21 protein-coding genes and 5 tRNA genes are annotated in these 23,018 nt (G+C 63.3%); 10 read left to right on the plus strand and 16 right to left on the minus strand.

Annotated elements, in window-relative coordinates; translation table 11 throughout:
- The first annotated feature begins 38 nt into the window (after positions 1-38).
- Positions 39-617, plus strand: a complete 579-nt coding sequence (locus OCT39_RS05525) for an SCO family protein (RefSeq protein WP_263586680.1) — start codon at positions 39-41, stop codon at positions 615-617.
- Positions 618-728: 111 nt separating this feature from the next.
- Here the strand turns inward: OCT39_RS05525 and OCT39_RS05530 are convergent, their stop codons facing one another.
- From OCT39_RS05530 to miaB, 6 genes are all read right to left on the minus strand, one after another.
- On the minus strand, positions 729-1,067 hold the full coding sequence (locus OCT39_RS05530; protein WP_263586681.1) for a hypothetical protein: 339 nt from the start codon (positions 1,065-1,067) through the stop codon (positions 729-731).
- 70 nt (positions 1,068-1,137) lie between these two features.
- On the minus strand, positions 1,138-2,610 hold the full coding sequence (lnt, locus tag OCT39_RS05535) for an apolipoprotein N-acyltransferase (RefSeq protein ID WP_263586682.1): 1,473 nt from the start codon (positions 2,608-2,610) through the stop codon (positions 1,138-1,140).
- Between the two features lie 27 nt (positions 2,611-2,637).
- Complete coding sequence (locus OCT39_RS05540) at positions 2,638-3,531, minus strand: HlyC/CorC family transporter (protein ID WP_263586683.1); 894 nt, start codon at positions 3,529-3,531, stop codon at positions 2,638-2,640.
- A gap of 68 nt (positions 3,532-3,599) precedes the next feature.
- Complete coding sequence (ybeY, locus tag OCT39_RS05545) at positions 3,600-4,061, minus strand: rRNA maturation RNase YbeY (protein WP_263586684.1); 462 nt, start codon at positions 4,059-4,061, stop codon at positions 3,600-3,602.
- A complete protein-coding gene (locus OCT39_RS05550) occupies positions 4,058-5,143 on the minus strand; it encodes a PhoH family protein (RefSeq protein WP_263586685.1) in 1,086 nt (361 codons plus the stop codon). Before OCT39_RS05550 ends, ybeY begins: the two co-directional genes overlap by 4 nt.
- Before the next feature lie 85 nt (positions 5,144-5,228).
- The gene (gene miaB / locus OCT39_RS05555; protein WP_263586686.1) at positions 5,229-6,590 is read right to left on the minus strand and encodes a tRNA (N6-isopentenyl adenosine(37)-C2)-methylthiotransferase MiaB; all 1,362 of its coding nucleotides are present in this window, start codon (positions 6,588-6,590) and stop codon (positions 5,229-5,231) included.
- A 186-nt stretch (positions 6,591-6,776) separates the two neighbouring features.
- Here miaB and OCT39_RS05560 point away from each other — a divergent pair.
- From OCT39_RS05560 to OCT39_RS05570, 3 genes are all read left to right on the plus strand, one after another.
- A tRNA-Asn gene (locus tag OCT39_RS05560) sits at positions 6,777-6,852 on the plus strand.
- A 49-nt stretch (positions 6,853-6,901) separates the two neighbouring features.
- Positions 6,902-6,977, plus strand: a tRNA-Asn gene (locus OCT39_RS05565).
- 29 nt (positions 6,978-7,006) lie between these two features.
- Positions 7,007-7,082, plus strand: a tRNA-Asn gene (locus tag OCT39_RS05570).
- A gap of 220 nt (positions 7,083-7,302) precedes the next feature.
- Here the strand turns inward: OCT39_RS05570 and OCT39_RS05575 are convergent.
- Entirely contained in the window at positions 7,303-9,387 is a 2,085-nt protein-coding gene (locus OCT39_RS05575; protein WP_263586687.1) for a carboxy terminal-processing peptidase, read from the minus strand.
- A 138-nt stretch (positions 9,388-9,525) separates the two neighbouring features.
- Here OCT39_RS05575 and OCT39_RS05580 point away from each other — a divergent pair, with 138 nt between their 5' ends.
- Positions 9,526-10,848: a M18 family aminopeptidase gene (locus OCT39_RS05580; RefSeq protein WP_263586688.1), complete on the plus strand. Its 1,323-nt coding sequence runs from the start codon at positions 9,526-9,528 to the stop codon at positions 10,846-10,848.
- A 64-nt stretch (positions 10,849-10,912) separates the two neighbouring features.
- On the opposite strand, the gene OCT39_RS05585 is transcribed toward OCT39_RS05580, so the two are convergent.
- From OCT39_RS05585 to OCT39_RS05625, 9 genes are all read right to left on the minus strand, one after another.
- Positions 10,913-10,989, minus strand: a tRNA-Met gene (locus tag OCT39_RS05585).
- A gap of 106 nt (positions 10,990-11,095) precedes the next feature.
- The gene (gene ychF, locus OCT39_RS05590; RefSeq protein ID WP_263586689.1) at positions 11,096-12,187 is read right to left on the minus strand and encodes a redox-regulated ATPase YchF; all 1,092 of its coding nucleotides are present in this window, start codon (positions 12,185-12,187) and stop codon (positions 11,096-11,098) included.
- A 59-nt stretch (positions 12,188-12,246) separates the two neighbouring features.
- Complete coding sequence (gene pth / locus OCT39_RS05595; protein ID WP_263586690.1) at positions 12,247-12,828, minus strand: aminoacyl-tRNA hydrolase; 582 nt, start codon at positions 12,826-12,828, stop codon at positions 12,247-12,249.
- Positions 12,829-12,963: 135 nt separating this feature from the next.
- Positions 12,964-13,596, minus strand: coding sequence for a 50S ribosomal protein L25/general stress protein Ctc (locus OCT39_RS05600; protein ID WP_263586691.1), 633 nt, complete (start codon positions 13,594-13,596; stop codon positions 12,964-12,966).
- 114 nt (positions 13,597-13,710) lie between these two features.
- Positions 13,711-14,652, minus strand: coding sequence for a ribose-phosphate pyrophosphokinase (locus tag OCT39_RS05605; RefSeq protein ID WP_252109137.1), 942 nt, complete (start codon positions 14,650-14,652; stop codon positions 13,711-13,713).
- Positions 14,653-14,711: 59 nt separating this feature from the next.
- Positions 14,712-14,786: transfer RNA gene (locus OCT39_RS05610), tRNA-Gln, on the minus strand.
- Between the two features lie 30 nt (positions 14,787-14,816).
- Entirely contained in the window at positions 14,817-15,659 is an 843-nt protein-coding gene (ispE, locus tag OCT39_RS05615) for a 4-(cytidine 5'-diphospho)-2-C-methyl-D-erythritol kinase (RefSeq protein WP_263587296.1), read from the minus strand.
- A gap of 24 nt (positions 15,660-15,683) precedes the next feature.
- Positions 15,684-16,337 (minus strand): lipoprotein insertase outer membrane protein LolB, encoded by a 654-nt coding sequence (gene lolB / locus OCT39_RS05620; RefSeq protein WP_263586692.1) that lies wholly within the window; start codon positions 16,335-16,337, stop codon positions 15,684-15,686.
- 65 nt (positions 16,338-16,402) lie between these two features.
- Positions 16,403-18,181: a tetratricopeptide repeat protein gene (locus tag OCT39_RS05625; RefSeq protein WP_263586693.1), complete on the minus strand. Its 1,779-nt coding sequence runs from the start codon at positions 18,179-18,181 to the stop codon at positions 16,403-16,405.
- Positions 18,182-18,438: 257 nt separating this feature from the next.
- Between OCT39_RS05625 and hemA the strand changes: the two genes are divergently transcribed.
- From hemA to OCT39_RS05650, 5 genes are read left to right on the plus strand one after another with little or no spacing between them, the layout of a single operon-like run.
- Positions 18,439-19,749: a glutamyl-tRNA reductase gene (gene hemA, locus OCT39_RS05630; protein WP_263586694.1), complete on the plus strand. Its 1,311-nt coding sequence runs from the start codon at positions 18,439-18,441 to the stop codon at positions 19,747-19,749.
- The gene (gene prfA / locus OCT39_RS05635; RefSeq protein ID WP_263586695.1) at positions 19,746-20,834 is read left to right on the plus strand and encodes a peptide chain release factor 1; all 1,089 of its coding nucleotides are present in this window, start codon (positions 19,746-19,748) and stop codon (positions 20,832-20,834) included. The genes hemA and prfA overlap by 4 nt, the downstream gene beginning before the upstream one ends.
- Positions 20,834-21,724 (plus strand): peptide chain release factor N(5)-glutamine methyltransferase, encoded by an 891-nt coding sequence (gene prmC, locus OCT39_RS05640; protein WP_263586696.1) that lies wholly within the window; start codon positions 20,834-20,836, stop codon positions 21,722-21,724. Before prfA ends, prmC begins: the two co-directional genes overlap by 1 nt.
- 13 nt (positions 21,725-21,737) lie before the next feature.
- Complete coding sequence (locus tag OCT39_RS05645; protein WP_263586697.1) at positions 21,738-22,244, plus strand: Lrp/AsnC ligand binding domain-containing protein; 507 nt, start codon at positions 21,738-21,740, stop codon at positions 22,242-22,244.
- Complete coding sequence (locus tag OCT39_RS05650; protein WP_263586698.1) at positions 22,241-22,993, plus strand: HesA/MoeB/ThiF family protein; 753 nt, start codon at positions 22,241-22,243, stop codon at positions 22,991-22,993. Before OCT39_RS05645 ends, OCT39_RS05650 begins: the two co-directional genes overlap by 4 nt.
- The last annotated feature ends 25 nt before the right edge of the window (positions 22,994-23,018 follow it).

Here is a 23,018-nt window from a genome sequence, read left to right on the forward strand (position 1 = left end):
TCGCCGAGAACGTGACCATCGCAAGGAGAGTACCGAGTATGCAAAAAGTCGCGTGGCCGCTGCTGGCGGTCGCCTTGCTGGCCGGGTGTAGCGACGAAGAGTTTCGCACCACGGATATCGAAGAGATCATGCCGCCGCTTCAATTCTCGCTGACCAACGACGATGGCGAGCCCGCTCGCGCCGAGGAGTATCGGGGCAAGACGACGCTGGTGTATTTCGGTTACACCCAGTGCCCGGACGTCTGCCCGCTGACGCTGGCACGCTTCGCCTCGATATTCAATGAGCTCGATGACGACGAGCGCGACGACGTGCAGATGCTGTTGATCTCCGTGGACCCGAACCGGGACACGCCGGAGGTGCTCAAGCGCTATACCGACGCCTTCGGGCCGGAATTCACCGGGCTGACCGGCGACAAGGAAGAGATCGACGCGCTGACCAACCGCTACCGTATCGCCTACAGCTTCGAGGAGCCCAACGAGCGCGGGGACTACATCGTCAACCATTCCAGCGCCGTGTTCGCCTTCAACGATGAAGGCCAGCCGCGCTTTCTGGTGCGCGACCCGCATTCGAATCAGGACGTGCTGGCCGACCTTCGCCGCGTGATCGACGAAGGCTAAGCGCTTATGCGCTCAACGCAAAAAAGCGCCTTGAAAAGGCGCTTTTTTGGATACGACCATTAGCTAACGGCAATCATTGAACAACCGTGATCGGGCAGTGACCGGTTTGCGTCAGCAGACCGACGAGAGCCCGCAGTTGGCGGTGTAGGCGCGGGAGTTCACGTCCAGAATCAGGCGATGATTGGTGGTGTCGTAGAAAAACGAGGCGAGGCCCTTGTCGGACTCGGCGGTCTGGTAGAGCCCGCACACGCCGTAGCCGTACTGCACTTCCTGCAGCTGGGTAAGCTCGACGCTTGCGGAGGTCGCAAGCTCGGCGGCGATCGCCTGGCGAATCTCGTCGTCCACCTTGTTGGCGGAGAGCGCCTGATTGCCAAAAATCACCGCCCCGATGACCGCCGTGAAGGCGAGCGGGGCGACGATCAGCAGTAGAAACGGGCGAGAAGTAGTCATGGCGTCATTATGCCAGCGCCCCAAAGCCGGTCAAGCGCCCCGGCTGCTCCATAATGCCGCACCCTGGTGCTTAAAGCAGCGTCGTGCGCGTGCGCCGGGTCACCACGCCTGACGCGCCCATCAGCGCGGCCAGAAGCCAGGCCGGCCAGCTGCCCAGGCGGGTGAAGGGCGTTTGCCCCGTCATGGCGTAGAACTCGCCGGTCAGCGCCGTGGCTTCGAACTGCGGCGCGCGGCTCACCAACTGGCCGTTGGCGTCGATGATTGCGGTAATGCCGTTGCTGGTGGCGCGCAGCACATAGCGGCCGTTTTCCAGCGCCCGCAGGCGCGCCATCTGCAGGTGCTGGTGCGGGCCGATCGAGGCGCCGAACCAGGTGTCGTTGGAAATCGTGACGATCACGTCGCTCTCCAGCGCCCGGCTGGCCACCAGCTGTGGATAAATTATTTCATAGCAGATCGCGTTACCGATGCGCAGATCGCCGACCTGCATCGGCACCTGCACAGCATCGCCTTTGGTGAAGCTCGACATGGGGAGGTCGAAAAAGTCGATCGCCCCACGCAGAAGGCTCTCCAGCGGCAGGTACTCGCCAAAGGGCACCAGATGCGATTTCTGGTAGCTGCCGGTGACGTTGCCTACGCCGATCACGCTGTTGAAGTAGCGATTCTCTTCGTCCAGCTGAACGATGCCGGTCAGAAGCGACGTGTCCGGCGAGAGCGTGGCCTGGATGCGCTCGAGCACCGGCCGCGCCTGGTACTCGAACATCGGTACCGCGGTTTCCGGCCAGAGGATCAGCTCGGCGTCGTCAGCGACCGAGCGGGTCAGCTCGCTGTAGATGTTGGCGGCGGCGCGCTGACCTTCCGGCGTCCACTTGATCAGCTGGGAAAGATTGCCTTGTAACAGCGCCACACGCGTCGGCGTGGCGGCCGGCGTGGTCCACTGGCCCGGAAGCGCCAGCGGTATCAGCCAGATCGCCGCCAGCGGTAGCGCCATCCAGAAGCGCCGGCGCAGCACGCCGACCAGCAGCGTGGCGCTGAGCGCGACCAGCAGCGACAAGAGATAGACGCCGCCCAGCGGCGCCCAGCCGGCCAGGGGCGAGTCGACGTAGCCCGAGCCCAGCAGCAGCCAGGGAAAGCCGGTGAAGAGATAGGTGCGCAGCACCTCGCCCAGTACCCAGAGACCGGCGAAGCTCAAGAACGTCAGGCGGGTCGCGAAAAAGCGCCGAAACACCCAGAACGTCAGCGCGTAGAAAAGCGCCAGCACCGTCACGAACAGCGCGGTCAGAAATACCGCCAGCGGCACGCCGGTATAGCCGTAGTCGTGAATCGAGACGTAGACCCAGGAGGTACCGCTGGCAAACAGCGCCACCCCGTACGCCCAGCCCTTGAGCGCGGCCTGCGCCGGGGTGAGGCGCTCGAGGCCGAAAAACAGCAGCGCCACGGCGACAGGGCCGAGCCACCACAGCTCGAAGGGAGAGGCGGTCAGCGTAGTAAAGCCGCCGGCCACCAGCGCGGCCAGCAGTTGAAGCGCAAAAGGGGACGTCAACACGGTCGTGTCATCCTGTTAGCGGGGGCGTCAATCGGCGTCGTCGGTATCGGCCGAGCCGGACGCGTCACTGGTGTCAGGATGCGCTTCGAGCAGGCGAATCCGGCGGTTATCGGCGTTGAGCACGGTAAAGCGCCAGCCGCCGAAGCAGGTGTACTCGCCGCGCCCGGGCAAATGGCCGAACTGCTGCATGACCAGCCCGCCGACGGTGTCGAACTCGTCGTCGGAAAAGTCGGTATCGAAGCGCTCGTTGAAGTCCTCGATCGGGGTGAGCGCGCGGATGGCGAAATGGCCGTTGTCGAGTCGGCGGATGGCGTCCTCTTCGTCGGTATCGTGCTCGTCTTCGATATCGCCAACGATCTGCTCGAGAATGTCCTCGATGGTGATGATGCCCGCGGTGCCGCCGTACTCGTCGACCACGATCGCCATGTGGTTATGAGTATCGCGAAACTCCTTGAGCAGGCTATTGAGCCGCTTGGACTCGGGAATGAACATCGCCGGGCGCAGCACGTCCTCCAACATGAAGGCGTCGCGACGCTCCTGGGACTGGGAGAGCAGTGGCAGCAGATCCTTGACCAGCAGGATGCCCTTGATGTCATCGAGGTTCTCACCAATCACCGGGTAGCGCGAATGGCCGGTTTCCTGAATCAGTGGCAGGTAGCCGTCGCTGGCTTGATCGATGGCGATCGCCGAGACCTGGGAGCGGGGAATGAGAATTTCGCGCACCTGCTGGTCGCTGATTTCGAGCGCGCCTTCGATGATCATGATGGCGTCCTGGTCGAGCTTCAGCTTGCCGGCGGTGTGGCGCAGGAAGGTGAGGAGCTCGTCGCGGGAGCTGGGCTCATCGGAGTCACCGGTGAGGGCGCTAAAGAGTTTCTCGAGCCAGGATTTTTGATTGGACGTGCTCGATGGATCTTCGCTCATTGCGTCAGGTCTCTTGGTTACGAACGAGTGTGTCGGACAAATGTGGCGTCAAACGTCGAAAGTGAACGTTATACGCAGTAGGGGTCGGCGATATCAAGGCGGGCCAGAAGCTTTCGCTCCAGCGCCTCCATGACCTCGGCCTCGTCGTCGTCGATATGATCGTACCCCAGCAGGTGCAGCGTGCCGTGAATCACCATGTGGGCGTAATGATCACTCGGCGATTTCTGCTGCTCGCCGGCCTCGCGGGCGACAACATCATGACAGATCACCAGATCGCCCAATAGTGGAAGATCCACGCCCGGCGGGCTTTCGAAGGGAAAGGAGAGCACGTTGGTCGGCTTGTCCTTGCCGCGGTAGTCGCGGTTCAGCGCTTGGCTTTCGTCGGGTTCGACGAAGCGGATGGTCAGCTCGTGGCGTGAATCCTCCGGGTGCTCGGAAAACACACAGCCCACCCAGTGGGTGAGCTGTGAAAGCGTGGGGAGATCGTCGGCGCTGACCGCCACCTGGCGGTCGATCACGATATCGGTCATCGCCCGCCGTCCCAGCGCGGGGCGCTGTCACGCGCGGCCATTCGGGCTTCGCGCTCCTGCTGGCGCGCTTCGCGCTGGGCGCGCTCTTCGGCTTCCTGCTGGGACTCGAAGGCGTCGTACGCTTCGATGATGCGCTGAACCAGGGGGTGGCGCACCACGTCCTTCGCGGCGAAGTGGGTCACGCCGATCCCCGGTGTGTCCTTCAAAACGTCGAGCACCTGAATGAGCCCCGAGCGCTGGCCCTTGGGCAGGTCGACCTGGGTCACATCCCCCGTGATCACCGCCGTCGAGCCAAAGCCGATCCGGGTCAGGAACATTTTCATCTGCTCCGGCGTGGTATTCTGGCTCTCGTCGAGAATGATGTAGGCGTTGTTGAGCGTACGCCCGCGCATGTAGGCCAGCGGCGCAATTTCGATCACCTGACGCTCGATCAGCTTGGCGACCTGCTCGAAGCCGATCATCTCGTAAAGCGCGTCGTAGAGCGGGCGCAGGTACGGGTCGATCTTCTGAGCCAAATCGCCTGGCAGAAAGCCGAGCTTCTCACCGGCTTCGACCGCCGGGCGTACGAGTAGAATGCGGCGCACTTCCTGGCTGTTGAGCGCTTCGACCGCCGCGGCCACCGCCAGGTAGGTCTTGCCGGTACCCGCCGGGCCGATGCCGAAGTTGATGTCGTGCTCGCGGATGCTGGTGACGTAGCGCTGCTGGTTCAAGCCGCGCGGTTTGATCATGGTGCGTGGCGTGCGCATGATCACGTCACCGCTGCCGTCCTCGCTCTCTTCCTCGTCTTCCAGCGCCTCGAGGCCCGACTCCTGCAGGAATAGGTGCACGGTGTCCGGGGAGAGTTCGCTGGCCGCGGTTTCGCGGTACAGGTGCTCCAGCACGTTCGAGGCCGCCTTGATACGGTTGGCCGGGCCCGCTAGCTGAAAGATGTTGCCGCGGTTTCTCAGCGTGACGTCCAGCCGGTCTTCGATCAGTTTCAGGTGCTCGTCGCGCTGACCGCAAAGGCTTGCTAGCCGCTGCGGATCGTTGGGTTCAAGGCTTAAAGTGATGATGCGGTTGGCCTGAGAGGATGGCTGGCTCAAAAGTTGTCGACCCGTTCGTTGATGTGTGTAACTCAGAGCTTAATGCCCAGGCGGGACCTGGGCAATTACCTGGGCTAAATCAGCCTCAATATCGCTCGGGAGAGGCGAGCTCGCCGCGCAGTGAGTTGGGCAGCGCTTCGGTAATCTCGACATCGACGAAGTAGCCGATCAGCTCTGCCGGGTTGGCGGCGCGAAAGTTCACCACGCGGTTATTCTCGGTGCGCCCGGAGAGCTGGCCCGGGTCCTTCGGCGAGAAGCCGGTGACCAGAATGCGCTGGGTCGAGCCCACCATGCGTCGGCTGATCTGCCCGGCCTGCTGCAGAATGCGGTCCTGCAAAATCTTCAGGCGCTGCTTCTTGACGCTCTCCGGCGTGTCATCCTCGAGGCCGGACGCCGGGGTACCCGGGCGCGCCGAGTAGACGAAACTAAAGGAGTGGTCGAAGCCGATACGGTGGATCAGATCCATCGTGTCCTCGAAATCCTGCTCGGTTTCACCGGGAAAGCCGATGATGAAGTCCGACGAGAAACTGATGTCCGGGCGGTTGGCGCGGATACGCTCCATCTTGGCGATATACTCGTCGCGGGTGTGGCCGCGCTTCATCGCCGACAGGATCGCGTCAGACCCGGACTGTACCGGCAGGTGCAGGTGGCTCACGAGCTCCGGAATCTCGGCGTAAGCCTCGACCAGGCTCTCGGTGAACTCCACCGGGTGCGAGGTGGTGAAGCGCACGCGGTCGATACCTTCCACCGCCGCCACGCAGGCGATTAGCTCGGCCAGATCGATCTCTTCACCGAGCTGGTTGTCGCCGCGGTAGGCGTTGACGTTCTGGCCCAGCAAATTGATCTCGCGCACGCCCTGGTCGGCCAGGTGAATGACCTCGTCCATCACCGCCTCAAAAGGCCGCGAGACCTCTTCGCCGCGGGTGTAGGGCACCACGCAGAAGGTGCAGTACTTCGAGCAGCCTTCCATGATCGACACGAACGCCGTCGCGCCGTCGGAGGTGGGCTTTGGCAGGTGGTCGAACTTCTCGATTTCCGGGAAGGTGACGTCCACCGCGGCGATCATGTTGCCGCCGGAAGCCGCCGCATCGCTGCGCGCATCCATCATCGCTGGAATGCGGTGCAGCGTTTGCGGGCCGAACACCATATCCACGTGGGGCGCGCGCTTTCTCAGCGCCTCGCCTTCCTGGCTCGCCACGCAGCCGCCGACCCCGATCACCAGATCCGGGTTGGCGTCCTTGAGCTTTTTCCAACGCCCCAGCTGATGAAACACCTTTTCCTGGGCCTTCTCGCGAATGGAGCAGGTATTGAGCAGGATTACATCGGCTTCTTTCTCGTTGTCGGTGAGTTCCATTTGATGGGACTCGCCCAGCAGGTCCGCCATACGAGAGGAGTCGTATTCGTTCATCTGGCAGCCGTGCGTTTTGATGAAGAGCTTCTTCGCCATCGGTACCTGTCGTCTATGAATCGTCTGGGACGAAAATGAATGAAATATCGGTCGGGCACAGGCGCGTGCCGGTGCGTTTAGAGTGGCAGTCATTATACGGATACAACAAACCAGCGGCTAGCGCTGTACAATCGATACTTGACCCAGGCGTTTCTATGAGTATACTACGCACCGTGTTTGAGCAGTTCCTCGATAGCTCAGTTGGTAGAGCAAATGACTGTTAATCATTGGGTCACAGGTTCGAGTCCTGTTCGAGGAGCCAACATCTGGCTCGCCTCAAACGCCTTAGCAAAAGCGGTAGCATAAGCAGTTCCTCGATAGCTCAGTTGGTAGAGCAAATGACTGTTAATCATTGGGTCACAGGTTCGAGTCCTGTTCGAGGAGCCAACCGCCGCTAAGCACCGATTTCAAGACGTTCCCCGATAGCTCAGTTGGTAGAGCAAATGACTGTTAATCATTGGGTCACAGGTTCGAGTCCTGTTCGGGGAGCCAATCTCGTCTTTTTTAACCGCACGCCGGTTCTGCAGTTCATCTTCGTTCGATTCAACTGACTCCTTTGCCTCTCTGGCAGTCATTACAGGCCTTTTCCAGCGCCTGATATTTGCGTGTCTTTAAAACGCTCTTATCCTTCTTCACGCTTCAGTACGCCCGTGCGGGCATGAAAAAAGCCGCACCCTCGAAAGGGCGCGGCTGATTCGAGTGGCTCCGGCGCTTAGCGCTGGGCCATGCGCTGGGCGTTTTTCATGTGGGTGTAGTCGAGCATGATCTCGGCGGCTTCGAGCACGTGGGCGCGGTCCACCGGCATCTCTTCATCCTCTTCCTCGGTTTCGTCGATCGGCTCGCCGCTGGCGTTGTCCATGCGGGCGTCGAGCCACTCGTCGAGCTCCGGTAGGTTCAGCGCCCGGCGGCGCTGGTTTTCCAGCGAGAGCTGCTCGGCTTCCTGAGCTTCCAGTTCGCGCTGGCGCTGTTCGCGGTTCAGGCTCACGGTGGTGTGCTGTTCGCGAAGCTGGCGGGCGAGCGTCGACTGGCGCTCCAGATAGCGGAAGTTCGGGTTCTCGGCGGCGCGCTTTTGATGGCGCATGGTCAGCGCGGGAATAAAGTCCTCCGGGTTGCCGTAGCGGCGATACTGCACGTTTTGCACCGTATCCCAGGCCAGGGCGTTATCGAGACTGCTCTCGCCGATGCGCTCCGGGTCGATCAGGCTGGGGAACGTGATATCCGGTTCGACGCCGCGGTTTTGCGTGCTATCTCCCGAAATGCGGTAGAACTTGGCGCGGGTCAGCTTGATCTGGCCGTGGCTCAGCTCGTTGAGGGTTTGAACGGTGCCCTTGCCGAAGGTGTCGGCGCCGACCACCAGGCCGCGGCCGTAGTCCTGAATCGCGCCGGCAAAGATTTCCGAGGCGGAGGCCGAGAGGCGGTTGGTGAGCACAGTGAGCGGGCCGTCGTAGAGCGTACCGGCATCGGTATCGCCGTAGAGCTGGATGCGCCCCTGGGCGTCGCGCACCTGCACGGTCGGACCGCGGTCGATGAACAGCCCAATCAGCGAGTTGGCTTCCTGCAGCGCGCCGCCGCCGTTGTTGCGCAGATCCAGCACGATGCCCTCGACGTTTTCCGCCTTGAGCGCTTCGATCTCCTGGGCAACGTCGCGCGTGGTGCTGCGATACTCCTCTTCGCCCGCCTGCCAGGCGTCGAAGTCGACGTAGAAGGTGGGCACGTCGATCACGCCGATCTTGTGCGGCTCACCGTCGCGCTCGACCTCGATCACTTCGCTCTGAGCGGCCTGATCTTCGAGGCTGACCGTGTCGCGGGTAATCTCGACGATGTGCGAGCGGGTCATGTCGACCGCCTGGGCGGGGACCACGTCCAGGCGCACCGTGGAGCCTTTTGGCCCGCGGATCAGATCGACCACGTTGTCCAGGCGCATGCCCACCACGTTGACCATTTCGCCCTCGTCCTGTCCCACGGCGACGATACGGTCGGCGGGTTCCAGCACGCCGGCGCGCTCGGCGGGACCGCCGGGCACCAGGCTTGCGACTTTCACGTACTCGCCGTCGGCCTGCAGCAGCGCGCCGATGCCCTCCAGTGACAGGCTCATCTGAATGTCGAAGGATTCGCTCTGGCGCGGTGAGAGATAGCCGGTGTGGGGGTCGATGGTGCTGGAGATCGCCGCCATCAAAATGCCGAACACGTCTTCGGATTCGGTCTGCTCCAGGCGCGTGAGCTGGCCTTCGTAGCGCTGGCGCAGATTATCTTCGATCTCCTCTTCGTCCTGGTCGGCCAGCGACAGGGTCAGCGCATCGTTTTCCAGACGCTTGCGCCACAGCTCGTCGAGCTCGCTTTCCTGGGTTGCCCAGGGCGCTTCTTCGCGGTCGACTTCCAGGCGCTCGTCGCTTTGGAACTCGAAGGAGAGGCCGTCGTCCAGGCGGGTCAAGAGCCATTCGAGGCGGTCGGTGTGGCGCTCGCTCAGGCGATTGTAGAGCTCGAAGGCCTCGTCAAGGTCACCTTCGAACAACACCTGATCCATGTCCTCTTCCAGGTGGCGGTAGGGCTCGATGTCGCGACTGAGCAGATAGCTACGCTGGTTGTCCAGAATATCCAGATAGCGCTGGAAGGCCTCCTGAGACCACTGCGCGTCGAAGTCGATATTGGCGTAGTGGCCGTAGCGCAGCGCATCCCCAATCTCCACTGCCGCTTGGCGCTGTTCGTCGGTCGGCGCGAGTTGCGCAAGCGCCGGGCTGGCGACGGCCAGCATCACGGCAACGGCGGCCGAGCGCGTAAGCGTTACAAACAAGCTCATCAGTCAGGCTCTCCCGGAATTTATAGTCACTCGTGTCCTCTGGACATTCAGTCAGCCCATGAGTTGCGCAGGCCAAGAGCATTGTAGCAGGTCATTTACTCTGTGATACTCACTGATTTTCTGATAGAGGGCATTGATTTGACCGCGCTCGACACTTCTTTTGATGCGCCGCGTTTGGCGCGGCTGTGCGATTTTCTGGCGGGCTCGCCCACGCCCTGGCACGCGACCCGCTCGATGGCTCGTCGGCTCGAGGAAAACGGCTTCATTCGCCTTGACGAGCGCGCCGACTGGACGCTCGAGGCGGGCAAGCGCTACGTCGTGACCCGCAACGACTCCTCGATCATCGCCTTTCAACTGCCCGCCGGCGATAAAAACGGCCTCGAAAGCCTTCGCATGATCGGCGCGCACACCGACAGCCCCGGGCTCAGATTGAAGCCCGAGGCGACCCAGCGCTCGGCGGGCTGGCTACAGCTTGGCGTGCAGGTCTACGGCGGCGTGCTGCTCGCGCCCTGGTTCGATCGTGATCTGGGCCTGGCCGGGCGGGTGCACCTTCGCCACGCCGACGGCCGACTCGAAAGCGTGCTGCTCAACGTGGCGGATCCCGTGGCCATGATCCCGAGCCTGGCGATCCATCTGGATCGTGACGTCAACGCCGGCCGAGCGATCAATCCGCAAACCCAAATGGCGCCGGTACTGATGCAAAGCGGCGATGCTACGCTCGATTCGCTGTTGAAGGGCTGGCTTGAGCGTGAACACGGCCTCAAGGGCATCGAGGTCGTCGATTTCGAGCTCGGCTTTTACGATCTGCAGCCGCCGTCGCTGGTCGGGGTGGGGCGTGAGCTGGTGGCCAGCGCCCGGCTGGATAACCTGCTGTCGTGCTTCATGGGGCTGGAGGCGCTTCTGGCGTGCGACGGTGAGCAGGGCGCGCTGCTCATCGCCAACGATCACGAGGAAGTGGGCAGCGCCAGCGCCTGCGGCGCTCAGGGGCCGTTTTTGGGCGACGTGCTCCGGCGCATCAATGCCCAGGTCGGGAAGGGGGGCGAGGAGGCGCTGATTCAGCTGATTCAGTCGTCCGTGATGATCTCCTGCGATAACGCCCACGCGCTGCACCCCAACTTTCGCGACAAGCACGACGAGCGCCACGGCCCGGCCATCAATGGCGGCCCGGTGATCAAGGTCAACGCCAGCCAGCGCTACGCGACCAACAGCGTCACCGGGGCGCTGTTTCGTGACGTGTGCCGCGAGGCGGGCGTGCCGGTGCAGTCGTTTGTCACCCGCGCCGACATGGGCTGCGGCAGCACCATCGGCCCCATCACGGCCACCGAAATCGGCGTGCCGACCATCGACGTGGGCGTGCCACAGTGGGCGATGCACTCGATTCGTGAAACCGCCGGTACCCGGGATGTCGAACACCTGACCCGCGCGCTGGTCGCCTTCCTCAATCGCCCAGCGCTTTATTGAGGCGCACACTTTTCACGGGCGCACAAAAAACCCGCTAACCGAAGTTAGCGGGTTTTTTTGAAGCTGGTGGCTACACCCTGATTTGAACAGGGGACCCCATCATTATGAGTGATGTGCTCTAACCAGCTGAGCTATGTAGCCGTTCAACGGGGGCGAATATTACAAAGCGTGCCGCCGCTCGTCAAGTACTTCCTTGTTCGGCGGCGGGTTTATCCGCCGCCGAGTGCGTCAGGCGTTCAATCAAGCGCTAGACGTTAAAGCGGAAATGGATCACGTCGCCATCCTTGACGATGTACTCCTTGCCTTCCAGGCGCCACTTGCCCGCATCCTTGGCACCTTGTTCGCCGCCCAGGCTCACGAAATCGTCATAGGCGATGACTTCGGCGCGGATGAAGCCTTTCTGGAAGTCGGTGTGGATGACACCGGCGCCTTCCGGGGCGGTGGCGCCCTGTTTCACGGTCCAGGCGCGCACTTCCTTCACCCCGGCAGTGAAGTAGGTTTGCAGGCCCAAAAGGGCGTAGCCGGCGCGAATGACGCGGTCGAGCCCCGGCTCCTCCATGCCCATCTCTTCGAGAAAGACGCTGCGCTCTTCGTCGTCGAGCTCGGCGATTTCGGCTTCGAGCTGGTTGCACACCGGCACTACCACCGCGCCTTCCTCTTCGGCAATTTGACGGACGATATCGAGATACGGGTTGTTCTCGAAGCCATCCTCGTTGACGTTGGCGATGTACATCGTCGGCTTCAGGGTCAAAAAGCCGAAGCTCTTCACCTGATGCTTTTCGTCATCGCTTAGCCCGAAGCTTCGAAGCGGCATGCCCTCGGCCAGGTGCGGCTGGATCCTGTCCAGAATCGCCTTGGTGGCCGTGGCATCCTTGTCGCCACCCTTGACCGAGCGTACCAGCCGCTGGCTCGCTTTCTCGACGGTGTCGAGATCGGCGAGCGCCAGCTCCAGGTTGATGGTCTCGATGTCTGCGCGTGGGTCGACCTGGTTGGCTACGTGAATCACGTTGTCGTTATCGAAGCAGCGCACCACGTGGGCAATCGCCTGGGTTTCGCGAATGTTGGCCAAAAACTTGTTACCGAGGCCCTCGCCCTTGGAGGCACCGGCCACCAAGCCCGCGATATCCACGAACTCCATGGTCGTGGGCAGTACCTTCTGAGGCTTGACGATCTCGGCGAGCTTATCGAGGCGCGGATCCGGCATCGGCACGATCCCGACGTTGGGCTCGATGGTGCAAAACGGAAAGTTTTCCGCATCGATGCCGGATTTGGTGAGCGCGTTGAAGAGCGTGGATTTGCCTACGTTGGGTAGGCCAACGATACCGCAGTTAAAACCCATGGGAATGTCCTGACCGGGGCGCGCTTGATAGAAAGCCGCCTTGAAATGGAAACGTTTGGCTATTTTACGCTATGGAGCTGGTTCATGGCTTTCGCCCAGTCGCCTTTGAGCGCCAGGGGGAGGGTGGTCTCGCACGCCTGAATAGCGTGGTCGATCGCTTCCTGCTCGCTTTTGCCCGGGCGATTCAATACGTAGTGAACCACCTGGCGTGCCTCGCCCGGATGGCCGATACCGATACGCAGCCGGTGGAAGGCGTTCTGGTTGCCAAGAGCGCTGATGATGTCACGAAGACCGTTGTGGCCGCCGTGGCCGCCGCCGGTCTTGAAGCGCGCCTGGCCCGGGGGCAGGTCGAGCTCGTCGTGCACGACCAGCAGGTTGTCCGGGGCGAGCTTGAAAAACTGGCAAAGCGCAGCGACGGCGCCGCCGCTGCGATTCATGAAGGTGGTGGGGTTCAATAGGTGAAGCTCATGGCCCTCGAGCTGCGCCTTGGCATAGCGCCCGAGGAACTTCTTTTCCGGGCGAAGCTCGGTATGGGCACGTCGCGCCAGCGCGTCCACTAGCCAGAAACCGGCGTTGTGGCGCGTCGCGTCGTACTCGGGGCCGGGGTTGCCCAGCCCAATGATCGCCGTTACCTGGCTCATGTTCCCACCTCCAACGTTCAAAAGTGTCTCGGCCGCTGGCCCGACAAAAAAAATCAAGCGCCGAAGCGCTTGATTTTAGCATTCATGGGCCATGCGGGCATGGCCCAATCTGCACGGGGGTAAAGAGGACCGCGCTTACTCGGCGCTGCCTTCTTCGCCTTCACCTTCTTCCTCGTCTTCAACACGATCCTTGATCGCGGTGATGTTGAGGATGGCGTGGTCGTGCTCTTCGCCGTGGGCAAGATCCACGGAAGAAACGCCGGCCGGCAGGGTCAGGTCGGACAGGTGCAGGGTGGTACCCAGCTCGACGCTCGAAATGTCGACTTCCAGGTAGTCCGGCAGGTCTTTCGGCAAGCAGCTGATCGCCACTTCGTTGTTCAGCACGTGCAGCTCGCCGCCCTGGTCCTTGATGCCGACACACTTCGCTTCGCCCACGACGTGCAGCGGCACGTTCATGGTGATTTCGTGGGTGGCGTCAACGCGCATGAAGTCGGCGTGAGTCAGCAGCGGCTTGTAGGGGTGACGCTGCAGATCACGAACGACGACCTGCTCCTGCTTGCCTTCGACGTCCAGCGTGATGACCGAGGAGAAGAAGGACTCGTCTTCGATCGCCTTGTAGAACGCGGTCTTTTCGACGGCGATGGAGACAGGCGCTGTTTCGCCACCGTAGATCACGGCGGGAACTTGCTGGTTCGCACGACGCAGGCGGCGGCTCGCACCTTTCCCCAGGTCGTTACGAACGTCGGCTTTCAAAGTAAAATCGGACATGTTGGTGCCTCTTGGTTTAAGTAAGAAAACCCCGCCGACCGCGACCAGTCGACGACGCTTTCAGGGCCCCGAGGGGGCTATAACGTCAGGCAGTGTCCACGCTCGCGTGAGCGGTTAGTGGAACATCGCGCTGACGGATTCTTCGTTGCTGACCCGGCGGATCGCTTCCGCAATCAAGCCGGCAACGCTCAACTGGCGAATTTTACCGCTGCGACGCGCATGGTCGGCGAGCGGAATAGTGTCGGCCACGACCACTTCATCCAGTACGGAGCTTGTGATGTTGTCGATGGCGGGGCCAGACAAGATCGGGTGTGTAGCATAGGCCACCACGCGCGCCGCGCCGTGGTCCTTGAGTGCTTCGCCGGCCTTGCAGAGCGTGCCGGCGGTGTCGATCATGTCGTCGACCACCACGCACGTGCGGCCTTCGATCTCGCCGATGATGTGCATCACCTGGGCCTGGTTGGCCTGGGGGCGACGCTTGTCGATGATGGCGAGATCGGCGTTGAGCTGCTTGGCGATGGCGCGCGCGCGCACCACGCCGCCGACATCCGGCGAGACCACGACCAGATCGTCGTAGTTCTGGCGCTCGATGTCGTCGAGCAGGATCGGCGAGCCGTAGACGTTGTCCACCGGCACGTCGAAAAAGCCCTGAATCTGGTCGGCGTGCAAATCCATGGTCATCACGCGGTCAACGCCGGCCTTGACCATCATGTCGGCCACGACCTTGGCGGAGATGGGCACGCGGGCAGAGCGCACGCGACGATCCTGGCGCGCGTAGCCGAAGTAGGGCAGCACCGCGGTGATGCGGGTCGCCGAGGCGCGACGCAGGGCGTCAACCATCAGGATCAGCTCCATCAGGTTGTCATTGGTCGGGGCACAGGTGGACTGGAGAATGAAGACATCCTTGCCACGCACGTTCTCATTGATCTCGACTGCGATCTCGCCGTCGCTGAACTGGCCCACCGTGGCGTTGCCCATCCGGCTGTCCAGGCTCTCAGCCACTTTACGAGCGAGTTCGGGATTGGCGTTCCCGGTGAAAACCATCAATTTTGACACGTGCAGCCACCTTTGCAGCGTTGGGGATCAGGGGAGAAAACGTTGGATCATGGGCAGGTTGGCTGGGGTACCAGGATTCGAACCTGGGAATGCCGATACCAAAAACCGGTGCCTTACCACTTGGCGATACCCCAGCAATAACCCAATGTGATGACCGGGCGCTTTCAGCGTCCCAGCGCATCGTGTAGAGGAGAGGTGTTGAGCCCGCGCGTCACCCAGGCCTGATAGCGTTGGCCCGCCTGTTCAGCGACGGCGTTTGCATCGCGTTGGGTTTCAAACGCGGCAAACAGACACGCGCCGGTGCCGGTTACGCGGCCGGGTGCGAACTGCTCGAGCCACTCGAGCGCACAAGCGATCGGCGGATAGCGTTTTTTGACCGTTGCTTCACAGTCGTTACGCCACGTGGCCGCTCCCCCCTGCAGTGCGCGCGCCATAGTAATGGGGCGGCTTGCGCGTGTCAATTCCGGGTCCTGGAAGATGGCCGGGGTCGACACGCTCACCCCCGGGTGGATCACCACGAACCAGGGCGTGTCGAGGGTGACCGGGGTAAGCACCTCACCCACGCCCTCGGCCCAGGCGCTATGGCCATGAACGAACACCGGCACATCGGCGCCCAGCGAGAGCCCGAGGTCCGCCAGTGCCGTCAGCGAGAGCTCGAGCTTCCATAGCCGGTTGAGCCCGACCAGTACAGTGGCGGCGTTGGAGCTGCCGCCGCCCAGGCCTCCGCCCAGGGGCAGGCGCTTGTCGATGCCAAGGCTTACGCCCTGGTTCGCGTCACGGCGGTAGGGCAGCAGGGTGCGCGCGGCGCGCACCATCAGGTTGTCATCGAAGTTCACGCCATCGACGTCGTTTTCGAGCGCGATCACTCCATCGTCTCGCGGCGAGAGCGTGATCGTGTCCTGCAGGTCGATGAACTGAAAAAGCGTCTGCAGCGTATGGTAGCCATCCTCACGGCGGCCGGTCACGTGCAGCATGCGGTTGAGCTTCGCCGGTGCCGGAAGCTTCATGGTAGACGTCGTGCCTGTCACCGCTTACTCCTGGTCGTCGCGCGGGCGCCACTGGTTCACCACCAGAGTGATGCGCACCTCGTCATAGTTCATGACCAGACGCCGCGGCAGCCACATCTCTTCGACCTCTTCCCAGTCGCGGTAGTCGATCTCCCAGCCGTCCTGCTCCAGATGACGCGGAAAGCCGAGCTCGTCGGTTTCGAGCTGATAATCGGAGTCATCGCCTGGAAGGCCCCGTACCCAGTCGGGCATGGCGCGTACCGGCAGCGACCAGCCAAGCTGCTCCTCCATCAGCGCCTCCGGCGTTTCGGCTTCGAAACGGCCTTCACCGGTGGTCAGCGAGAAGCGGCCCTCGCGGCCTTCCAGCACGCTGCGCCCGCCGCCGAAGGGGCCGCTGATCAGCATGCGAAAGTAAAACGGCGTCTGGTTCCAGTCCAGGTTGGCGCTGGTGTTCTCGTCCGGGGTTCTAAGCCCGGCCTTGCCGATCAGCGTCCAGCTATCGAACGCTTCGACCTCGGCCTGCTGGCGCTCCCAATGGCCCTCTTGTCGGCCGCTGTCGTCCATCGGGGCCTGGGTGGCGCACCCGGCCAGCGCCAATAGTGCGGCGCCGGTCAGAAAGGCTTTTGCCGGGCGGGCCCAGGCGCTGAAAGGCGAGGCGTTCGAGTAAGCGGTCAACATGGTGAAGCTCCGTATCGGTGATGCATTCTGATTCATTCAGAATAAAAAGGGTTAAAGAGGGTGTCTCAAGGCGTGCCAAGCGCCGGGCGGCGGCGCAAGAGCTCGTCGAGCGCCGGGGTATCGCCACGCCCGGTTTGGAAGCGGCGAACGATGGCGCGTGCCTCATCAACGCGGCCCAGCGCATCGAGGACCTCGGCCAGGTGCGCGGCGACCTCCTGGTCCGGCATTTGGGCAAACGCGGTTTCGAGCCAGGAGAGCGCCTCGTCGGGCTCGCCCTGTTTGAACAGCACCCAGCCCATGCTATCCAGCACCGCCGGGTTGTCCGGCTCGAGCTCATAAGCGCGCTCGATGAGCGCTCGGGCCTCCTCAAGCCGTTCGCCGGAATCCGTGTCTGCCAGCGTGTAACCCAGCGCGTTGAGCGCGTTGGCGTTGTCCGGCTCGCTGCGAATGATGTAGCGCAGATCGCGCTCCATGGCCGCAAGGTCACCGCGCTCGAAGGCGCGCATGGCCCGCAGGTAGCGAAGGCCGGTATCGGCGGGGGTGCGGGCGAGCTCGCGGTCGAGCAGGGCGTCGGCCTCGCTTGCGAGATTTTGGTCGTCGAGCAGCTGTACTTCCAGCAGCACCAGATCGCTGAAGTAGGCGTCATAGCGCATCCGCTCGATGCGTAAAAAGGCGCGCGCATCCAACAGCCGATCCTCCTCGATCAGCATCTGCGCGGCGGCGGCCCGGGCGGGCAGGAACTCGCTGCCCTCGCGCACCTGACGGTAGTAGATCAGGGCGTTATCGATGTCGCCTTCGGATTGAGCGATCGCGCCCAGAAGAAAGTAGGCCAGATCCGGAATGTTCTCTTCGCCGATCATCGGCTGCAGCAATCGGTAGGCGGGGTCCGGGTGGCCCTCTTCCAGATAGAGCTGGGCCAGCGCCACGCGCAAATCCGGCCCGCCGCCGTGGCGCTCGAGCAGCGCGTCGGTCTGCTCCTGCGCTTGGGTGAGGTTATTGAGGCGAATGTTGGCCTGGGCGAGCATGAGTACGAAGCGCACGTCGTCGGGGGCAAGCTCGAGCCCGCGGCGCGCGGCGCGGCGCGCGCCCTGATGATCGCCGGTTTCCAGCGCCAGTCGGGCGCGGGCGAGCCACAGCGACTCAAGATCCGGGGCCTGGCTTGCGACCTCGTCCAGACGCGCCTGGGCTTGGGCGGTGTTGCCAAGCGCGGCTTCGATCAAAGCGGTGCCCAACAGCACATCAACCTGGCCCTCCTGCTCGTCACCCAGCGGCGCGATCCCAGCGCTTTCGTCGAGAAAATCGCGCAGCGGGCGGATCAACAGTCCAAGCGGGGCGTTTTCCGCGACCGCCAGTTCGGCGAACGCGGCGATCTCGCCGTTGCCGCCGGCGGAAACGATCGCCAGGCGCTGCTCGAGGCTGTCGAGCCAATCGCCGCGCGAGAGCGAAAGCGTGGCCAGAAACTGATTGGGCCCCTGGGCGGTGGGTGCAAGCTCGCGCCAGCGCAGCGCCGAGGTTTCCATGAGCGCGGTGTCGTTGCCAAAACGGGCGGCGAAGGTGGCGCGCTCGGCAAGGGCTGCCACCGGGTAGCGGCGTGAAGCGGCCAGATACCCCTGGCTTGCGCGGCTAAAATCGCCGCGCTGGCCGGCCATTTCCGCGGTCAACAGCGTGCGCAGCCCCTCGGCGTCGAGCCCGCGCGTGATCGGCGGCGCCGAGGCCATGGGGTCATCGATGAAAGCGGGTAGCCCGCCCACCGAGCTCGAAGGCGTCGCCTGACAGCCGCTTAACAACAGCGTGACCGCCAAAGGCCAGCGGGGTAACCCCGTTAATGTCGCGCGAAAGGGCATGCGTATCTCAATCAGGTGGCCGAATTGTCAGCATAGCGGCTTGCGGGGCTGCGGCAAAGTGGTGGCGCCAGAACCGGGTGGTTTGTGGTAGAATGCTACACCTTGAAAACGATTCGTGTCAGCGCAATTTCGACCACCGCAGCCGTCTCATTGGCGGTTTCGCCACTGTCGAGCGTTTGACGCTCAAAGGACTCGCCCGCTCAAGAGTCGAGCCGCCGTTTATCCACGACCGATCCACTAGCGAAGACGCATAACGCATGACGCTTCTTGCCCTGGGAATCAATCACCGCACCGCAAGCGTTGCCGTGCGTGAGCAGGTAGCCTTTACCCCTACGCAGCTCGAAAGCGCGTTGGGCGAGCTTCGCTGTCTGCCGAACATTCACGAGGCGGCGGTGCTCTCGACCTGCAATCGCACCGAACTCTACTGCGTTACTGACGCCGCCGGCGAGCGCGCGGTGCTCGACTGGCTTGGCCGCTTTCACGGCCTGAACGTCGAGGATCTGACTCGCTGCGCCTATCATTATCTCGACGCCGCCGCCGCCCGCCATCTGATGCGCGTGGCCGTAGGGCTCGATTCGATGGTGCTCGGCGAGCCCCAGATTCTCGGCCAGCTAAAGGATGCGTATCAGCAGGCGCGCGAGGCCCGGGGCCTTGGCGGCGAGCTTGAGCGTCTTTTCCAGCACACGTTCGCCGTGGCCAAGCAGGTGCGCACTGAAACCGGCATCGGCAAGAACCCGGTGTCGGTCGCCTACGCCGCCGTCAGCATGGCGAGCCGCATTTTCGACGACTTCGGCCGGGCAAGTGCGCTTCTGATCGGCGCCGGCGAAACCATTGAGCTTGTGGCACGCCATCTGAGCGAGGCTGGCGTGCGCAAGCTCACCGTGGCCAACCGCACCCGCGAGCGCGCCATGAACGTGGCCTCGAGTCTGGGCGGCGAGGCGATCACGCTGCCGGAGATTCCGGCGGCGCTCGAACACGCCGACATCGTCATCTCCTCGACCGCCTCGCCGCTGCCGATTCTGGGCAAGGGCATGGTCGAACGAGCGCTAAAAAAGCGCCGCCACCGGCCGGTGTTCATGGTCGATATTGCCGTGCCCCGGGATATCGAGCCGGAGGTGGGTGAGCTTGCCGACGTCTTTTTATATACCGTCGATGACCTCGAGGAGGTGATCGAAGAGAATCGCCGCCACCGCCAGGTGGCCGCCGACCAGGCCGAATCACTGATCGAACACGGCGTGGGAAGCTGGGAGCAGGAGCGCCGAGTGCGCGGCGGCGGCGAGCTGATCCGCGACTACCGCCGCCACGGCGAAGCGCTTCGCGACGAAAGCCGCGACCAGGCGCTCGAACGCCTGGCCCGCGGCGAAGACCCGGCAAAAGTAGTCGAGCGCCTTGCCCATCAGCTCGCCAACCGCTTCATGCACCAGCCGACGTTGGCCCTTCGCAAAGCGGCCTCCGAAGAAGATCACGCAGTGCTGAGCGCGGCGCCGCGCGTTTTGCTTTCCCCAAAACCCGCGTTTGAGAAGCCCGCGCCCTCGGCTAAACGCCAGAAGGATGATACGCCCGCATGAAAGAGACGTTGCGCCAACGTTTGGACAGTTTTGCCGACCGCTTCGAAGAGCTTGCGATGCTGCTCTCCGAGCCCGAAGTCATCAACGACCAGCAGCGCTTTCGCGACTACTCCCGCGAGTACGCAGAGCTCGAGGAGCTGGTCGCGGCCTGGCAGCGCTACCGCGAGGTCGAAGAGAACATCGCCACCGCCGAGGCCTTGAGCGGCGACAGCGACCCGGAAATGCGTGAGATGGCGGAGATGGAACTGATGGAGGGCCGCGAGCAGCGCGAGGCTCTCGAGGTCGAACTCAAGCGCCTGCTAGTGCCCAGGGACCCGGATGATAACCGTGGCGTGTATCTGGAAGTGCGCGCTGGCACCGGCGGCGACGAGGCGGCGATTTTTGCCGGCGATCTGTTTCGCATGTATTCACGCTACGCAGAAAAGCGCGGTTGGCGGGTGGAGATCGTCAGCGCCAGCCACGGGGAGCAGGGCGGCTATAAAGAGGTGATCTCCCGGGTGAAGGGCGACGGCGTCTATGCCCGGCTCAAGTTCGAGTCCGGCGCGCACCGCGTGCAGCGCGTGCCCGCCACCGAATCCCAAGGGCGAATCCACACCTCCGCTTGCACCGTGGCGGTGATGCCCGAGGTGGATGACGTCGGCGACATCGACATCAACCCGTCGGATCTGCGCGTGGATACCTACCGCTCCAGCGGCGCCGGCGGCCAGCACGTCAACACCACGGATTCGGCGATTCGCATTACCCACCTGCCGACCGGCGTGGTCGTCGAGTGTCAGGAAGAGCGCAGCCAGCACAAAAACCGCGCCAAGGCGATGTCGCTGCTCGCCGCCAAGCTCAAGCGCAACGCCGTGGATTCCCAGCGCCAAGAACAGGCCGATGCGCGCCGCTCCCTGGTCGGCTCCGGCGATCGCAGCGAGCGTATCCGCACCTACAACTTCCCCCAGGGGCGTATCACCGATCACCGCATCAACCTGACGCTCTATAAACTGCTGGATGTGGTCAGCGGGGAGCAGCTCGACGACGTGGTCGAGCCGCTGATTCACGAGTATCAGGCCGAGCAGCTTTCCGCCCTTCAGGACGCCTGATGACTTTCGATACGCTGTTGAACGCGGCGGCCAAACGCCTTGCGGACGCGGGCTCGCCCTCGCCCCGGCGCGACGCCGAGCTTTTGATGATGCACGCCGCCGGCTGCGAGCTGACCTGGCTCTACACCTGGGGCGACCGCGACTGCGAGCCCTGGGCGCGGGCGCGCTTCGAGGCGCTCATCGCTGCCCGTGCTCAGGGCGAGCCGGTGGCGTACCTGACCGGCGAGCGCGAGTTCTGGGGGCTGCCCCTTTTGACCTCGCGCCATACGCTGATCCCGCGGGCGGACACCGAAACCCTGGTCGAGGCGGCGCTTGCGCGCGCCGGCGCCGCCAGCGGCCGGTTTCTGGATCTGGGCACGGGCACCGGCGCCATTGCGCTCGCCTTTGCCAGCGAGCGCCCAAACTGGCAGGTGAGCGGACTCGACCTGCGTATTGATGCCGTGGCCCTTGCCGAACAAAATGCCGCGCGGCTGGCGCTCGAAAACGCCACCTTCATCCAGAGTGACTGGTTCGATGCACTGGCGCAGGAAGACGTCGCGCCGCGCTTTGATATCATCGTCAGCAACCCGCCCTATATCGACGAAGCCGACCCGCACCTGAGCCAGGGCGACGTGCGCTTCGAGCCGCGCTCGGCGCTGGTGGCGGCGGGCGAAGGCCTTGCCGATCTGCTTCATTTGGTGTGCTGCGCCCGTGAATATCTCGGGCAGGGCGGGTGGCTGCTGCTGGAGCACGGCTATCGTCAGGCCGATGCAGTGCGTCAGGCGCTTTCAAGCGCGGGCTACCTGGACGTCGAGAGCCTCGTCGATCTGGGCGGGCACGCGCGGGTCACGCTGGGGCGGATGCCGGCGTCGATCGAGGGCGCGAAGAATTACCAAGGCGAACACTCATGAAGATGAAACGCGCATGAAAACCAAAAACAAGGCGCTGGATCGCATCGATTTACGGATTCTGCGCGTGCTGCAGGACAACGCGCGTATCTCCTACGTGGATCTCGCCGCCGAGGTCGGGCTTTCGACCACGCCGTGTTTGGAGCGCGTCAAGCGTCTGGAGCGCGCCGGCGTCATTCGCGGCTACAAGGCGATGCTCGACCCGCAGGCGCTCAAGGCGAACCTGTTGGTGTTCGTCGAGATCAGTCTGGAGACCCAGTCGCCGGCGGTGTTCGACGAGTTTCGCCGCGCGGTGGAAACGCTGCCCCAGATCCAGGAGTGTCATCTGGTGTCCGGGCAGTTCGACTACATTTTGAAGTGCCGGATTCCGGAAATGTCCGCCTACCGGCAGCTTCTGGGCGACGTCGTACTGACGCTGCCTGGCGTCAAGGAGTCCAAAAGCTACGTGGTGATGGAGGAGGTCAAGGAGAGCTTCAGCCTGCACGTGCCGGAGGTCAGCGAGTTCGAGGAGAAGGGCCCATGATGGATGACCAAACGCTTTTGCGCTACAGCCGCCACATCATGCTCGACGAGGTCGATATCGACGGCCAGCAGCGCCTGCTCGATGCCCGCGCGCTGATCGTCGGCGCCGGCGGGCTTGGCTCGCCGGTGGCGCTCTATCTGGCCGCTGCGGGCGTGGGTCACCTTACGATTGCCGACGCTGACACCGTCGAACTCTCCAACCTGCAGCGCCAGATCGCCCACCAAAACGCCGACATCGGTCGTAACAAAGCGGTTTCGGCAAGCGACAGCATGGCCGCGCTCAATCCGCAGTGCGAGATTACCGCCATCGAGCACCACCTGAGCGAGGCCGAGCTCGCCACGCTCGCCGCCACCTTTGATGTCGTGCTCGACTGCACCGACCGCTTCTCCAGCCGCTACGCGATCAACGTCGCCTGCCAGGCGGCGGGCGTGGCGCTGGTATCCGGCGCGGCGATCCGCTTCTCCGGCCAGCTCGCCGTGTTCGACCCGCGCGACGTTAAAAGCCCTTGCTACGCCTGCCTCTACCCGCCGGGTGAAGGTGGCGATGAAGCACCGAGCTGCGCCGACAGCGGCGTCATCGCGCCGCTGGTCGGCGTCATCGGCGCGTTCCAGGCGCTGGAGGCGGTCAAGCTTTTAAGCGGCGCGGGCCAGGTACACCGTGGGCTCTCCACCTTCGACGGGCTGCGCGGCACTTGGCGCCACTTTCAGGTCCCCCGCGATCCGGCCTGCCCGGTGTGCGGGCCGCGATAATTCGGCATCGCAGCGTACAACGATA

Source organism: Halomonas sp. GD1P12 (assembly GCF_025725645.1).
GTDB lineage: Bacteria > Pseudomonadota > Gammaproteobacteria > Pseudomonadales > Halomonadaceae > Vreelandella.

Excerpts from the sequence above, each read along its gene's own strand:
- OCT39_RS05530 (WP_263586681.1), bottom strand. The coding sequence starts at position 1,067 with ATGACTACTTCTCGCCCGTTTCTACTGCTGATCGTCGCCCCGCTCGCC.
- OCT39_RS05600 (WP_263586691.1), bottom strand. The coding sequence starts at position 13,596 with ATGTCCGATTTTACTTTGAAAGCCGACGTTCGTAACGACCTGGGGAAA.
- hemA (WP_263586694.1), top strand. The coding sequence starts at position 18,439 with ATGACGCTTCTTGCCCTGGGAATCAATCACCGCACCGCAAGCGTTGCC.
- ybeY (WP_263586684.1), bottom strand. The coding sequence starts at position 4,061 with ATGACCGATATCGTGATCGACCGCCAGGTGGCGGTCAGCGCCGACGAT.
- ispE (WP_263587296.1), bottom strand. The coding sequence starts at position 15,659 with ATGAAGCTTCCGGCACCGGCGAAGCTCAACCGCATGCTGCACGTGACC.
- OCT39_RS05645 (WP_263586697.1), top strand. The coding sequence starts at position 21,738 with ATGAAAACCAAAAACAAGGCGCTGGATCGCATCGATTTACGGATTCTG.
- pth (WP_263586690.1), bottom strand. The coding sequence starts at position 12,828 with ATGAGCCAGGTAACGGCGATCATTGGGCTGGGCAACCCCGGCCCCGAG.
- OCT39_RS05525 (WP_263586680.1), top strand. The coding sequence starts at position 39 with ATGCAAAAAGTCGCGTGGCCGCTGCTGGCGGTCGCCTTGCTGGCCGGG.
- miaB (WP_263586686.1), bottom strand. The coding sequence starts at position 6,590 with ATGGCGAAGAAGCTCTTCATCAAAACGCACGGCTGCCAGATGAACGAA.
- OCT39_RS05625 (WP_263586693.1), bottom strand. The coding sequence starts at position 18,181 with ATGCCCTTTCGCGCGACATTAACGGGGTTACCCCGCTGGCCTTTGGCG.
- OCT39_RS05575 (WP_263586687.1), bottom strand. The coding sequence starts at position 9,387 with ATGAGCTTGTTTGTAACGCTTACGCGCTCGGCCGCCGTTGCCGTGATG.
- lolB (WP_263586692.1), bottom strand. The coding sequence starts at position 16,337 with ATGTTGACCGCTTACTCGAACGCCTCGCCTTTCAGCGCCTGGGCCCGC.
- OCT39_RS05540 (WP_263586683.1), bottom strand. The coding sequence starts at position 3,531 with ATGAGCGAAGATCCATCGAGCACGTCCAATCAAAAATCCTGGCTCGAG.
- prmC (WP_263586696.1), top strand. The coding sequence starts at position 20,834 with ATGACTTTCGATACGCTGTTGAACGCGGCGGCCAAACGCCTTGCGGAC.
- ychF (WP_263586689.1), bottom strand. The coding sequence starts at position 12,187 with ATGGGTTTTAACTGCGGTATCGTTGGCCTACCCAACGTAGGCAAATCC.
- prfA (WP_263586695.1), top strand. The coding sequence starts at position 19,746 with ATGAAAGAGACGTTGCGCCAACGTTTGGACAGTTTTGCCGACCGCTTC.
- OCT39_RS05650 (WP_263586698.1), top strand. The coding sequence starts at position 22,241 with ATGATGGATGACCAAACGCTTTTGCGCTACAGCCGCCACATCATGCTC.